The organism is Enterococcus sp. LJL99, assembly GCF_054871725.1.
This window is the reverse complement of the sequence record NZ_JBTXLT010000004.1, coordinates 267,398-281,565: the sequence shown is the minus strand read 5'-3', so window position 1 is coordinate 281,565 and position 14,168 is coordinate 267,398. Positions and strand designations below refer to the sequence as shown.

The 14,168-nt window shown below is 31.4% G+C and carries 13 protein-coding genes; all 13 read right to left on the bottom strand.

Annotated elements, in window-relative coordinates:
• Positions 1–13: 13 nt before the first annotated feature.
• Positions 14–751, bottom strand: coding sequence for a hypothetical protein (locus tag ACYSNW_RS08555; protein ID WP_461744059.1), 738 nt, complete (start codon positions 749–751; stop codon positions 14–16).
• Complete coding sequence (locus ACYSNW_RS08550; RefSeq protein WP_461744058.1) at positions 752–1,729, bottom strand: DUF5067 domain-containing protein; 978 nt, start codon at positions 1,727–1,729, stop codon at positions 752–754.
• Positions 1,726–4,305, bottom strand: coding sequence for a YfhO family protein (locus ACYSNW_RS08545; RefSeq protein WP_461744057.1), 2,580 nt, complete (start codon positions 4,303–4,305; stop codon positions 1,726–1,728). The genes ACYSNW_RS08550 and ACYSNW_RS08545 overlap by 4 nt, the downstream gene beginning before the upstream one ends.
• 29 nt (positions 4,306–4,334) lie before the next feature.
• Positions 4,335–4,934 carry a signal peptidase I gene (gene lepB / locus ACYSNW_RS08540; protein ID WP_461744056.1) on the bottom strand — a complete coding sequence of 200 codons (600 nt, stop codon included), beginning with the start codon at positions 4,932–4,934 and terminating at the stop codon, positions 4,335–4,337.
• A 60-nt stretch (positions 4,935–4,994) separates the two neighbouring features.
• The gene (gene lepB / locus ACYSNW_RS08535; RefSeq protein WP_461744055.1) at positions 4,995–5,690 is read right to left on the bottom strand and encodes a signal peptidase I; all 696 of its coding nucleotides are present in this window, start codon (positions 5,688–5,690) and stop codon (positions 4,995–4,997) included.
• 13 nt (positions 5,691–5,703) lie between these two features.
• Entirely contained in the window at positions 5,704–6,342 is a 639-nt protein-coding gene (locus ACYSNW_RS08530; RefSeq protein WP_461744054.1) for a hypothetical protein, read from the bottom strand.
• A 43-nt stretch (positions 6,343–6,385) separates the two neighbouring features.
• The gene (locus ACYSNW_RS08525; RefSeq protein ID WP_461744053.1) at positions 6,386–7,465 is read right to left on the bottom strand and encodes a DUF916 and DUF3324 domain-containing protein; all 1,080 of its coding nucleotides are present in this window, start codon (positions 7,463–7,465) and stop codon (positions 6,386–6,388) included.
• A 107-nt stretch (positions 7,466–7,572) separates the two neighbouring features.
• A complete protein-coding gene (locus ACYSNW_RS08520) occupies positions 7,573–8,361 on the bottom strand; it encodes a WxL domain-containing protein (RefSeq protein WP_461744052.1) in 789 nt (262 codons plus the stop codon).
• Between the two features lie 32 nt (positions 8,362–8,393).
• The gene (locus tag ACYSNW_RS08515; protein WP_461744051.1) at positions 8,394–9,194 is read right to left on the bottom strand and encodes a WxL domain-containing protein; all 801 of its coding nucleotides are present in this window, start codon (positions 9,192–9,194) and stop codon (positions 8,394–8,396) included.
• Positions 9,191–9,517 (bottom strand): LPXTG cell wall anchor domain-containing protein, encoded by a 327-nt coding sequence (locus ACYSNW_RS08510; RefSeq protein ID WP_461744050.1) that lies wholly within the window; start codon positions 9,515–9,517, stop codon positions 9,191–9,193. The genes ACYSNW_RS08515 and ACYSNW_RS08510 overlap by 4 nt, the downstream gene beginning before the upstream one ends.
• Positions 9,518–9,538: 21 nt before the next feature.
• Positions 9,539–11,929 carry a WxL domain-containing protein gene (locus tag ACYSNW_RS08505; RefSeq protein ID WP_461744049.1) on the bottom strand — a complete coding sequence of 797 codons (2,391 nt, stop codon included), beginning with the start codon at positions 11,927–11,929 and terminating at the stop codon, positions 9,539–9,541.
• 30 nt (positions 11,930–11,959) lie between these two features.
• On the bottom strand, positions 11,960–13,297 hold the full coding sequence (locus ACYSNW_RS08500; protein WP_461744048.1) for a pectate lyase-like adhesive domain-containing protein: 1,338 nt from the start codon (positions 13,295–13,297) through the stop codon (positions 11,960–11,962).
• A gap of 168 nt (positions 13,298–13,465) precedes the next feature.
• Positions 13,466–14,134 (bottom strand): winged helix-turn-helix domain-containing protein, encoded by a 669-nt coding sequence (locus ACYSNW_RS08495; RefSeq protein ID WP_461744047.1) that lies wholly within the window; start codon positions 14,132–14,134, stop codon positions 13,466–13,468.
• Positions 14,135–14,168: the final 34 nt, after the last annotated feature.

Here is a 14,168-nt window from a genome sequence, read left to right as displayed (position 1 = left end):
CTAATTCTTCTTATCATTCTGTGTAGTCACTAACTACAGCATTTAATTCACTCATTTCTCGATTGTGATCAAATTTTACATAAATTGTTTGAAAAACACCTTTCTTACTCTTAGCTTCATCTTTATTTCCAAATAAAACAATATTGCTATTCACAGGACGCTCCTCCACTTTTTTATAATCTTTTTCAAAATTCGTTAACATTTGTTTTTGAGTTTGTTCAGGAATATCAACAATTTTAGCTACCTCTTTTATCAAACTTTCGCCATTAATTTCTGGGAACGAGAACGCCTCATTTGTTTTTGAAATAGTGATGTTTTGAAACGTCAATCGGACTTCTTTATTTTCTTTATCAAATTTATATTCTGATACTATACTTGCTGTAACAACAGGCTTTCTTTCTAAATCCATTGGATAGTATCCAACTAATTTTAATTCATCTCCAGTAGCATACAATGAGTATTCTTTTGCTTCTTCGTTTAAATCTAAAGTAATTAGCTCTTTTTTGAGTAATTCTTCTGTTTTTTCAGCAAAATTAGATACCTTTAAATTAAATTTAGTTTTCATCAGATCTAGCGCTTCTTGTTCTGTTAATTGTGGATAATCAAATCGACCGAAAGGTTTTTCTCTTGTTTCACGCCATAATAATTTTTGATGCTCAACATCTTGCGTTTTAATTTTATTTGTACATCCAATTAATGTAAAAAGAAGAACACTTGCTATTATTCCTATGAAAAAAGTTTTTTTCCTCACTTATTCTCCTCCTGAAGTCATCTCTTGTTTTAATATTTCCAATGGAATAGCTTTCGAATTTGGAAATATCTTTTCCGAAGGTATTAACAATACGTTACTTGTATCTTTTAACTGATATAAAACTACACTTTCTAAAGAATTTCCTACTGAAATTTTTTCAAATCTTTTTTCAAACAATTCTGAAACTTCTAGAACCGCATTGTTTTTAGGTAATTCTACAGTTTCTAATATTGAATCTCCTTGTTTTACTTCTATTGCTTGAGTCCATATCATTGGAGTTATATCCTCTTTATTAGCAGTATTATTTACAGAATATTTGAGTGCCAGTAAATTCGTGTTTTCGGTTCCTTTCATAGTCAAAACACCAGTTACTTGAATAGAAAAGTCATTATTTTTAAATAGAAATGTCTCATCAGAAGTTTCATCTGTCGGGCCAGCATCTGCTGTTTCTTTTATTGATTTAGCTGATTCATCAATAATTTTTGCCCTTTCCTTGTACGAACCATCTTTTGCTGAATAAAAATTTAATTGAACAATACTGTTCTCTGTTTCAATATAGTATAGATGAAGCCAACTCTCTTTTTCATCAAACATTGTATCTAAGGTATATTTAAATCCTTTATTCTTTCCAATTGAGAACTCATCCATATATATTTCGTCAACTTTTTGATACCCATATTGTTTCGCCAGCTTCTTTTTCATTTCTTTTCCAAAAGAATCATTAAACTCCATCTTTTCTTTTCTTTGTGCCATTACTAAAAGCTTTGAATTACTCTTTTTATCTTCTGCACCAAAAATAATTTCTTTACTATATTTGTTTTCAAATCCATCTTTTTTTTCCCAACTATTTGGTAACTGTATTGCATAACTTATTCCATCTGATTCAAATGTATCTACTTTTTTTGATAACGAAGCAGCACACCCAGATATTGTTACTAGCAAAAAAAACAATCCAAAAATGACTTTCTTCGTTTTCATATTATGCTCCTTTTTTGATTAAACGTTTTTTTACTTCTATGGCTATAAAAAACAAATCCGATTATACAAATCAAAAACAAACTACAGCCTATTTTAAAGCCTTGTGGTAAAAAAACAAATTTGATTGTATGTTTGCCTTTGGATAATGGAACTGTTAAAAAAGCATCTTTAAATACTGGTGTATCAACCTTATTGCCATCAACATAGATACTCCACCCTTTATCATAAGGAATAGTTGTAAATAGAACTTGTTCATTGGTTAGATTTACATTTGCAGTTGCTTTTCGTCCATTTGTTTCAATAAAAACTTCGTTCTTTTTAATTTGATCTATAGTACTTTTAAAATTATTGACGTTTAGAAACATTGCAGTAGGTTTTACTAAATTAACTACGTCTTCTCCTAAGAGCAAAACCTCTACTTTGATTTTTTGCGCTTTTTCATAATAACCCAGGTTGTAATATTGACCGCTTGCCTCTAAGTTTCCAATGCTATTACATTGCTTAGTAATGGTTTTTATATCTACTACACCTTGTCCATATAAACTCAAATAGGCTTGTGAGTTTTCAGGAACAGCTATCTCATATGTCATTTTTCTATATTTACCTGGCGTTTCTTTCGAATAGGATAGAACGGTATCATTGTCCTCTATAATAACATTCTCTTTTTTAGTCATTTTAGCTTCAGCATAAGAAAAAAGTTGCATCGATTCTTTTGATAAGTATTGTACCAATTCTGTTTGATTATTGACTACGTCCTTTTCGTAAATCCCCTTATCTGTTAACATTCCTAACGGCAATGCATACTTGTTTTCAAATAACTTATAATTTTTATTCGTTTTAACTTCTTCAAAACCAAATTTATGTGGATTTTTTTTTGCTAGATTATACTTTATCCCTAAAATAGAATCCATAACTAACGTATTATTATTATATTGAATCGTCAAATTAGTTCCTTGCGATCGAAATCCTAATTTATCTAAATATTGAGACGAGTGACGATTTCTAATTGAAGAAAACATTGAAACTCCATTGTAACCATAAACAAAGCTATCGTTTCTACCTGACTTGTCTATATTTTCGAGACGATAAAAATGTTTATTTTCGTATCGAGCCCAATCTACCAACGAAGTAATTTCATCATAATTTTCTGTGTATGCTTTTCTAGGTGTATATGACCATTCCCTAGATATTGCGTCGACTAATAATTTTGCGTTTAACGTCATTTCACTAGTGAATAAAAACATAAATAAAAGCGATGTAACTATTGGTTTTACCTTTTTTTGACCTTTTAATAAAAGTAACAAACAATAAATTAAAAGTATAATCAATGTTAGAAGTATACTCAATTTATTAATATAAAAATATCGTTTTTTGTTAGAAACTATAACAATAACAATATAGGTCAATGCTAATCCAATTATATAATTTACCAATCGATTAAAATCACTATCCTCATACTTTTCTAATCCATATCCAGCTAGTAGTAATCCTAAAAAAGACAATAGAAAACTAAATCTGAATAAAAACATGTATGGAGAATGAAATCCATGCCAAAATAAATTTAACGGCTCAATATAAACACTCGCTATTAATACAATAACTAAACCACCATAAATTAATTTATTTTTCAAGGTAATCTTAGGACTCACGAAATAAAAAATACAAAAAATAGTTGCAAATAGACCAAAATAAATAAATGGCGCACTTCCATATTTACTCGTATCATATGCACCTACCATGGTTTTTACTGGAATATCCCAAAATCCTAAATTTCTTGTAAAAAAATTAGTTGCCTCATTTAAACTTTCTCCATTATTCATTAAATCCAAAACAGTTGGTAAAATGACAATCATAGAGGCACCACCAGCCAAAAATGATGTAATTAAATAATTCAAAATAGACTGTTTATATAGTTGGACATCGGTCAGTAAACGACAAATATAGTATAGGAAACTAAACAGGCCAACCATAAAGGCAATATAAAAATTAGATATAAACAAAAGAAAGTAAAAAATAAAGAGTATTGTCAGTTTGTTTTCATCCATTAATCGATGAATTCCTAATATAATCAAAGGTAAAAAGATAAGGCCGTCCAACCACATTTGTTGTAAAGAGTATGCAATACAAAAACCACTTAATGAATAACTAATGCTTAAACAAACAATTATTTTTTGTGGTAATTTATAAATATTATTTCCCATAATCCAAAAAGTAGTACTCATTGCACCAAATTTTAGTAATAAAATCATATAAAGTGCATCAGGAATCTGCTTATTACTAAAAAAAGCAATACATACACTAAAAATTCCGTTAATATAATATGCCATCAATGACCAATAATTTAAACCTAAAGAAGCATTCCAAGAATAAAGAATATTTTGTTTCCCATGAAGTACATTATTAAAACTTGCAAAAAAAGGAGCAGTTTGAGCAAATGCATCACTTGCAAGAATAGTCTTTTCACTTCCTGGATAAATTCCAATTGAATAGTAAATACCTATCATTATAATTACTGGTACTAGTAAGCTTAAAAAGAAACCAATAAATTTCCCTTTGTTCCAAAATTTTATTTTCACTATCTTTTTTCCTCCAAAATACACTTATATCAATTTAAAAAGCCCACTTTTTTAAATGGAAAATATCGAAAGATAGCTATCCCCTCAATTTGATCTCTATTGATTAAGCCAAAAAATCTACTATCTTTCGAAATTTTACTATTATCACCTAATACAAAATAATAGTTTTTTGGAATAGTATGGATATTTCGCAAGTTTCGAGCAACTTCATCCGTAACATATATTTTTAAAACACCCTCTGGTAACTGATTTATCAGCTCCATGTCTTCATTAAAATCACTTTGTCCACTTTCCTGCACTTTCAAGTATAAGTAATTTTCTTTAACATACAGTTCGTCACCAGCAATACCCACTATTCGCTTAATATAGTATTCTGAATCTTCCATTTGAGAAGCGAACGTTACTACAGCATACCGATTTATAGATTTAGTTTTCCAAATAAGTATTTGCTCATTATTATTTAAAGTAGGTGCCATTGATTCTCCATCTGTATGATGCGTAGCACACTTCGTGAATATGACAATAATAAATAAACTAAATATAAAAATTAATGCATAATGATAAATTTTTGTTTTTAGTGATTCTTGTTTTTTGTTTTGATTCATTACCTTGTCTTTCTTGATAAACATCTATTTCTCCTTGACTAATAAGTGAAAATCCATTACACGATCAATCACTATACCCAATAATTAAAAACTTGTTGCTTGATGAAATGGGAAAAGAATAGCTTTAATAACACCCTTACTCTCTTTTGCATCTACAAACCCAAATTCTCTACTATCTATAGCATATTCTCGATTATCTCCCATTACAAAATAAGCATTATTTGGAACGGTCGTTTCTGTTGAAAAATCTAATAAAGTAAAATCTTCTGTGTACGTACGATTGTTTAAAGCAGCATCACTTTTTTCTGCTTTTATAAATCGTTCTATAACTATTTTATTATTGATCCATAGTTCATCATTTCTATATTCAACTTTTTCACCTGGTAACCCAATAACTCGTCGAACCATATGTTGATTGTTATTGGGAGACTTAAAATAGATGATATCAAAACGTTTAATTGTTGATTTCTTTAACAAAAAAGCGCGCTCACCATCGTTTATAAGAGGCGTCATCCCGTACCCAGTAATTTTAGGAAAGCCAAAAAAAAGCGATTTTAGAATTATAAAAGAAACAAAAATCACCAAGAAACTTATCATTAATTCTTTAAGTAATAAGGTTCGTTTTCTTTTTTTCTTTTTTCTCCTATTTTTTTTAGAAAGTTTGTTTACGTAATTATTCTCTTTCATGATACGTTTCTTTTTATTAGAAAAATTACGACTGGAACGATATTTTTTTCTTTTTTTTGTTATTTCACTTTTATTTAAGTCTTTTTTTTTCATTAACGTGAGTCTCCTAATTTTTTTGCTTAAGTGCAGACTCATTTACTTTAAAATATTTAAATACATCAGATTGTCTTTGTTTTAGTTTATCTATATCTTTCAAGTAAGTCGCTATCGTCTCTTTATCTTCTAATTGCTCTGGTCTAAGGTAAGATAAATTTGATCCAACAGATTTCATCGAAGAATAATAACGTTTTAATAATTTTGTTCCTTCTTCTGACATACCTATAGAAATTGGCTGAACACCATTTGAAGCTAAAAGTGATGAAACTTCTTTGAATTGAGGATAAATTTTTTCTACACTTCCTCCTTCAGATATCGTTTTAAGTTCTTTTTCCAATTCACTGGTCCATAAGTATCCCTGAACAACAATTTTGGAATCGTTGTTGGGTAACGTTGTTAATTGATAATATCTAGTATAAACTGCTGTAACAGCAAAAAGAATAATAGCGAAAAAGAAGATTATACTTCTACTAAGATATTTTTTTCCTTTTTGCAGTAGCATATTTTTTTCCCTCAGCCACTTTTTTCTTTTTTGCTTACTTTTTGGGCGTTGTTTCCATCTAGTTCCTTTTAGTATATTTTTAACTTTAAAAAAACTAAATAGACAAAATAAAGAGAAGAAAAAAGAAAGAATTGATAATGATAACAATCCGATAAAACCATACTCTAACCAAAGCATATTTTATTCCTTTCTACTTGTTCGTTTTATTCATTTTTTTCTTTTTACTTTTCTTGACTTGTTTAATTTTATTCTTTTTAGTCCTATTCATTTTTCGCACAATGAAAAAGACGAATAAGAACAGGACAATAACTCCCAATACAATTCCAGCAATAATTTTCCAATTAATGCCTCTTTCTTGAACCAACCCTACATCCTGTGTATTGTATTTATCCGCTTCTTCTTTTGTTATTTTGAAGTCTTGATTCCATTCCCATTTTTTATTATCTTTTGCAGTTACTAAAATATGTGCCTTATAGTCCCCAGTCTCCATTTTATCTCCATTCATTTCTAACGGAAATTCAATCAACGAATTAGGCGCCATACGCATATCTGTTCTTTTCGTATCATATAAAATAGCCGATGAACCTTTTTTTGATACTTCCATTTCAACGGACATACCTTCCACTATTTCTGATGTTACATTAGAAAAATCAGCAAAAATACTATTACGGTAATTTGCTAATCCAGCGTATACTTTATTTAATTTCAAATTGACTTCAACTGGTGTATCCGTTTCTTGTAGAACCATCCCAACTAAAAAAGCATATTGACTAATAACACCTTTTGCTTTTTTATTTTCTTCTTCTTCTTTCTTCGTCGGTTTAGATTTCATCGTAATACCACCAATAATCTTTCCATCATAACTTACTTCTGGCATATCGATTTCTAACAATAATGACTTTGTTTCATTTGGCGCTAACGTTATTTCATTAGGACCTTTAACAATCTCTTTGAAATCATATTTAAGTGAATCGTCATTTTTTATAGCTAATCCACCATAATCAATAACACCATTTGAATTAGTTTTTGCACCATTAATCTCTACATCTATTGTTTGTTCTTCAGATTCACTATTTGTCACTCTAATTTCAACCGTTTGCTTTTGCCCAGGTGTCATTCGTAAGTTAAAATAACTGACATCTCCTTGTTGATTTTCTGGTTTCACTACTTCATAAGTGAAATTTTGTTGTGCATTCGCGTTAACAGAAAAACCAAAGAATGCGACTATGTATAAACTGAATAAAAGAAGTAAATATCCTTTTTTTTTCATAAATAAAAATCCCTTTCCAACATCGTTATCATTTCAAAAAGAAGCTCAGCTTCGAAGTAGAGACTCAATAGTTTTCTATTTCGAGCTGAGATTCCATTATGATTAATTTAAATACTATCTGATAAAATCCAAGTGATTTCAGCTTTATATTTTCCTGTGAAAATTTGTTCTGCTTGGTTTTGTGGAATATTCAACTCAATTGATTTATCATCAGTATCTTTTAGTGTATTCCCAAAATACAATGCATATTTTCCAGCACCTTTTGATGAGGCATTGGCAGAATCATCATTTGTAAAAATATCTACGACTTCACCAGTGTCTTTTAGTGGATCCATTTTAGTATAGGCAACGGTTGGTTTTAGCGCTTCGTTTGCTTCATCTGCTTGAAGATCAGGATTGCTATATTGAATTGTTGCACCTTTAATTGTTCTTGTTTTCCCAGCTGCTGTATCTGTTTGTGTAAATGGTTGAGAAATTTTAGCTGATAATTTATAAGAATGGTTGTCAACTAAACGCTCATCTTTGAATTGCACCCAATTTGCACGACGTGGTACAGCTGTACCATCAGTCGCTCCATCATTTGCAGTAGTTGGTTTTGCAAATGATGTCACTGCCCCAGTTGTTACTTCTTGTGAAGCAAAGACCAATTTTGACATACCTTGAACAATAAATGATCCATCTGGCAAAGGTCTAGTATCTGTAGTACTTTGAGTAGACTGATCTGGCGGAACAACACCAGATGTATCTGAACTATAGCTTTTCGCTGTAAACTCAATTTCTGCATCTCCAGTTCTTGATGTATCTGCCGCTTTTACTGAACTATTAATTCCTGAAGCAGCTCCCACAGCTACAGTAGCAAGTAATGCAGTACCTAATAATTTTTGTGTTAATTTCATTTCATTTCCTCCTAAAATAATTGTTTTTCTATTTATGGCAACTCGGCTAAAATCCAAGTTAACACCGTTGAGTATGACCCTGCTTCTGTAACTGCTCCTTTAGGAACAGACAATGAGATTGCGTCATTCATCATTACAGGTTTTTTAAAAATTGGATCGATGAGCTCTTTTCCAAATTCATTTTTTCGTTGAGATAACGAATTGGATCTGTCATTAACATTTTCAGAAGAAGCTCCAAAGATAACACTCCATGTTCCAAATCCTTGATTTTCATTAGCTTGTGCTAAACTATACGTATCACCTATATTGTTCATACGAATAACTTCTTTTGATACGTTTGGCGCTAAAGATTTATCATAAATTGAATTCGTCCATGCTTGATCCAATGAAATTACTGCTCCTTTAAGCTCAACGCCTAACCTATCTTTGTTTTTAAACTGATTCTCTTGCCTTACTTGCAATGTCCATCCGGCAGCATTATCTCGATAATCAGAAATTTGAATAAAATTCCCTCTTGCTGTCGTATTATCATGGAATAATTGAGCATTAACAGAAAATTTTGCTGAGTCTTTTGTCATTTTCACTGTATCAAAATTTAAATTAGGAACAAAATCAAATCGCAAATCTCCTTTGGTCTGAGGCGTTTCCCCTGGATCTACCTCATTCTCTGGGTGTTCTGGATCCCGGATTATTGATTCCATTTCTTTATACCGTTTTAAATCAATCACAGCATCTCCTGACTTAGCGTTTTCTGCGTATACTAGTTGAGAATTCACTACTAATATTAGGAATATAGAGAGTGTAAACAAGAGCATGATCTTACAATTTTTCATTTACCTCCCTCTACTTTCTCATTCTTTTTTTTCCACCACAAAATAACGGCAAACAAACCAAGAACTATCAAACAAACTACAAGACTTTTTTGAACGAGCTCCCCAGTAGATGGTAGTTTCCCTTTGGGTTTGCTAACAATTTTGTCAGTTGAAGAAGAGGTAGAAGTTGTCGGACTTGTTGAACTTTCAGTGAAAACAATTTCTCCATTCGTTTTCACTTCCGCATCTACACCATAGCAAATATTGGGCTTTAGTACTAAAAACATACACATAACCACAAAAGAAAATAGGTAAATAGACATTCGTTTATTTTTCATATTCAATCACTACTCTCTCCTTTATAGTTATGGTGCATTTCCAACAGTAAATGTTATTTTAGCCTTATATTTACCTACTTCTTTTACTGAATTAGCAGGAATATCTAATTTAAATCCTTTACTACCTTTTTTCCATGAATTACTCACATTAAGTTGATTATCAGCATTTGTCGCTTTTTCTATTGTTTGATCCTGGTTCAATGGAAAATCAACTTCAACATTCGATCCATTATTGTATCTTAAAATATTGGGTATAACTTTTGATCCATCTGCTGACGTAAACTCTTGTGTAACTTTTGCAGTTAAAACCCACTCTTTCTTTTGAGCTCTCGTATCTGCAACAATCAATTGATTATCAATCGCTACATCTTCAACTCGAAGATCATTGTATGAAGCTGTTTCTAAACCAAAGTCTAAAAGACTAGGTGCAGAGTATAAATATAAGATTCCTTCAAACTCGTATTCTACAGTATTCCCACCAGTTGCCAATGTAAATTGTTCTGTTGGTTTTTTCACTAGTTTATACCCATCTTGTTCAATTTTTGTAATCATATCAGTAACTTCAGTTATAGTGGTAAGATCAATCGGATCTCCAATCATATTATCTGAATTTAAATAATCCGGATACCTAGTATCAACAGTCCCGTTAATCTTATATTGAACTCTTAGATCAGCAGTTGTAGGAACAATTTCTACTTCTACAGGAATATCTTTAGTAATTCCCTTTGATGTTGTTAATGTCAAAGTCACTGTTTGTTTTCCAAGTGCTGCCGTAGAAGGCAACGGCTTTTTATAAGAAACCGTTACTTTTCTATCTACTGAAGCTCCCGTGTTATCATCTGTATCCACTCTAACATTGTCTAAAAATGTTGTTCCTGGATCCGTGTATTGTGTTTCAATATCTGTATCAATAGGGATTTTTACATTCGCTTTTGGATCAGCATCTGGCACCCCTTCATATAAAACTTGCGAAACAGACCTAGTTGTCTTACTAGAAGACAATGTCTTTTTAATGTAACTATTAAACTCATAAGATGTTTTTGTACTTTCGCCTAGATCAAAATTCATAAACCCATCTGAACCTACAGTTTTATATCCATACAAATCTTTATCAAAAGAAAATTGATCATTTGCTTTTGCGACTACTTTAATATCAAATACTTTCCCATTGAATTTGTCACTTGTTGGATCTTTCGCTTCTATGGTCACTTTATTTTTATCTGTTGGATCGACAGTAATAGTAAAAATATCTGTGTATTCATCAGACGTTCCATATTGATAAATCTTTACCTCAGAAATATCATAAAAGTTGGGAACTTCACTTGTTAGTGCAAATTTTGTATTTCTATTTTCTTTGGTATTATCAGCCACACTTTGAATGATTGAATATTGTAAATTTTTATAACCATCCTCTAAATGTTTACTTTCGTTCTTCATTCCAACTACAAGAGGTGTACTTGGTCCAATTCTCGCAATAGATTCATTGGAATACAAAACACCCATCGGATTTAAGGCATTAGGAAATTGATCATCATAATTCATATTTTTCATTATCAAATTAAAATGATTTGCTTCATATAGATAGGTCATTCGACTTTCCATTAAACCAACATCTTCAGAACCACCATAAAACTCTGTTTTCCCAACTTCTGGTGAATTTTCTTTATAGCCAATCGAACAATTACTATCTTTTACATACATATTTTGAAAATCACTATCAAAAATGAATGCAACAGATTTATAAACATTGATATTAGAGAAATTCCAAGAGCCTTTCATATTAAATGCAGTTGTTTCTCCGTGTTTATAGAATTCATAATGATACTCTACCGTATCCCCATAAGAATATACATCATCGCCTATTCCATACCCTCCTGCAGAACCAGAAAAGAAATATAAATCTTCTTTTGTTTTTACATCATAATAAGATCCATTATCATTTTTTTCGGCTGGTGATACGGCAACGAAATTAAAACTAGGCTGTTTATTTCCTGTTTGTACTTTAAAATTCATTTTGTCGATAACAAATTTTACATCAATACTTTCTCCGTTATAAAATCCGGCATTTTCAACAAGGACACTTCTTTCGATATCCCCATCTGCTGGATTAAATTGATAAACAAGTGGATGTTTACTTCCTGGAGTATCATTTAATGTTTTATATACCCCAGTAGGCTTATACACAACATTATCTGTTAATTTCAGCATAGACCCATAGTCACCAGAAATCTCAGTTGTCGAGCCACCACTAACTGGAACTTTTTGAATACCAGGAGCCTCCAACAATGGAGTAAAGCCAGTAGGAACTTGACTCGCAGCATATACTACTCCATTCGTTCGACAAAATAAAATTATAAAGAATAAAATCAAAAAGGTAAGTTTAATTTTCATTTTCCCATCCTTTTGGACTATATGCATTACTCTCCTCCTTCCAATATCAATTCAAGATTAGTAACCGCCACGTGCTAATGAAATTTTTCCATAATTTTCTAATTTAAAACTTGGGTCTAACGTACCACTAATACCCAATGTTTGACTATTACATAATTTTCCGAAGCTAACAGAATAATCAGAACCACCTGTTAAAAGAGTTGCATTTGCTTCATCGTATACAGCACCCGTTTGAGTCCATGTTTTAATTCGTCTAACATTTTTAGCGTTCAGTGTAGTTTTCGTAGAATAAAATAATTTTGCATTCGGCTTTCTATTCTCAACTTCAAAATTTCTAGGAGCATCTAAATTGAAAATAGCTCCCTTGTATTCACTCTCTACAACGGCCTTTTTACTATCACCTGAAATAACTAGTTCAGCACCAGAATCTACATTTACAGTTGAACCATAATATTGTAGTTTCATAGTTGCATAGTTTCCACCACCACGACCATTTAAATGAACTTTACTACCAGATGCTAAATTAAAGGTAGGAATTTTGTTCACATAATCTGCACGTGGGATAAATTGAAATGCCACACCAGCTGCATCTACATTAAATTCAGCACCTTGTCCTACGTCTACTTTTTGTACTTTATCGTAGAACACAGGATAGTAATAGTTCACTGTACTTTGTGGTCCAATTTTTATATTAACTACAGCATCATCACCAATGATCGCTTCCCCAGTAGCTTTGCCTTTAATTAAAGCTCCATTGAAATAAAAAGCAGAGAATTGTCCATGATCTTTATTTGCTGCGACTCCGTTATAAACAGTCCCAGGTAAAAATTCTAAATCATGTACCCAAGCATTTTCAGCACGTGTATTAAGATCGTTTGTTCCGCCAAAAGTCAATTTCCCTTCGCTTAAATGAACGAAGCGTGCTCCTTTGTAAGTTATATCTTCAGCATAAACATCCCAGCCATAACTTGAAGGTCCGTTTCCAGCACCACCTGTGAAGAATCGACCGTCCCCATCATCACCAATAATGTTAGCATTTTTTACTGTAAAGGTATTTTTACCTTTGTAATTTTGTTTCCCATAAATCGAATTGTGCCCTGAATTAATTACCACACCCAAATCTTTGTTTCCATTGATTGTTACATCTCTGTTTGGAATATCTGTGATGTTCCCTTTAAATTGAATACTTTGGTTTACATTGATTACTGAAATTGATGCATTTTTTAATGCTGCTTGAAACTCCGCAATCGTAGCTACTTCTGCTGTATCTGATGCTGCTTCAGCAACGATTGATGAGCCAACAAATGGTGTCGGTACAACCACTGCAACTGCACCTAAAGCAATAGTTGCTGTCAATGCTAGCAACCCTCTCTGTAGCACATTGATTTTCTTCATTAAAAATTCCTCCTAATAGATTATTTATTGTTATGAAACTGAATCAACAATCTTACTTTGAGAATACACAACTAAAAGATACGGTCATTTATCCAGAATCATAACTTGCTATACAGAAAATGCATGTGTTGAACATTTTCATCCCTTCCTTTCAAATCATAAAAACATTTATTCATTTTTTTCTTTTAACATGTATCCTTTTGATCGAGTCGTCTTGATTTCAAATTGATCACTATCATTCACTTTTTTACGCAAATGAAACACTACATTTGAAACACGAAATAGTTTATTCTTACAATCATCCTTCCAAATTTCTTTAAATATGTCATTGTATGAAACTGTAGTATTGAGCCGTTCATATAAGATTTTAAGCAAGCGAAACTCTGTTTTTGTCAGTGATTTTTCCTGTGTATTAATCCAAACAGTTTGATTTTCTTCATTCAAAAACGAATTTTTTCTTACACTCGTTTCTATATCATCATCTGTCCTTCTAGTTCTTGAAAATGTATTTTTGACTATAAAAGGCAACTTAGCTAATTCATTACTTGTCGTTAGCACATCATTTGCACCTAATTCAAGTAAAATATCTTGTTCATGTTTTAATGGTTCTTTATAAACAATCCAAACAAACATTTCAGGGTTTAACTTTGAAAAAAGAAGCCAATCAATTATTTTTGCTAAACAATTCTCTTTAGTCAAATAAATTACTGCCCCATTTAATTGATTGAAGCTCGTTTTTTCTTTAATCGTAAGTAGCTGAAACTTCAATTCTTTGAAAAGCTGCATTAATTCTATTTCAGACTGTTCATTATCTATCAAAATTCCAAGCGATTGCATTCTATATCCTCCCTTGAAAATTTTCTTGCATGTA

Bases quoted from the DNA above. Each gene is read 5' to 3' on its own strand.
- ACYSNW_RS08525 (WP_461744053.1), bottom strand. From the start codon at position 7,465: ATGAAAAAAAAAGGATATTTACTTCTTTTATTCAGTTTATACATAGTC.
- ACYSNW_RS08495 (WP_461744047.1), bottom strand. From the start codon at position 14,134: ATGCAATCGCTTGGAATTTTGATAGATAATGAACAGTCTGAAATAGAA.
- ACYSNW_RS08520 (WP_461744052.1), bottom strand. From the start codon at position 8,361: ATGAAATTAACACAAAAATTATTAGGTACTGCATTACTTGCTACTGTA.
- lepB (WP_461744055.1), bottom strand. From the start codon at position 5,690: ATGAAAAAAAAAGACTTAAATAAAAGTGAAATAACAAAAAAAAGAAAA.
- ACYSNW_RS08550 (WP_461744058.1), bottom strand. From the start codon at position 1,729: ATGAAAACGAAGAAAGTCATTTTTGGATTGTTTTTTTTGCTAGTAACA.
- lepB (WP_461744056.1), bottom strand. From the start codon at position 4,934: ATGTTTATCAAGAAAGACAAGGTAATGAATCAAAACAAAAAACAAGAA.
- ACYSNW_RS08505 (WP_461744049.1), bottom strand. From the start codon at position 11,929: ATGCATATAGTCCAAAAGGATGGGAAAATGAAAATTAAACTTACCTTT.
- ACYSNW_RS08500 (WP_461744048.1), bottom strand. From the start codon at position 13,297: ATGAAGAAAATCAATGTGCTACAGAGAGGGTTGCTAGCATTGACAGCA.
- ACYSNW_RS08515 (WP_461744051.1), bottom strand. From the start codon at position 9,194: ATGAAAAATTGTAAGATCATGCTCTTGTTTACACTCTCTATATTCCTA.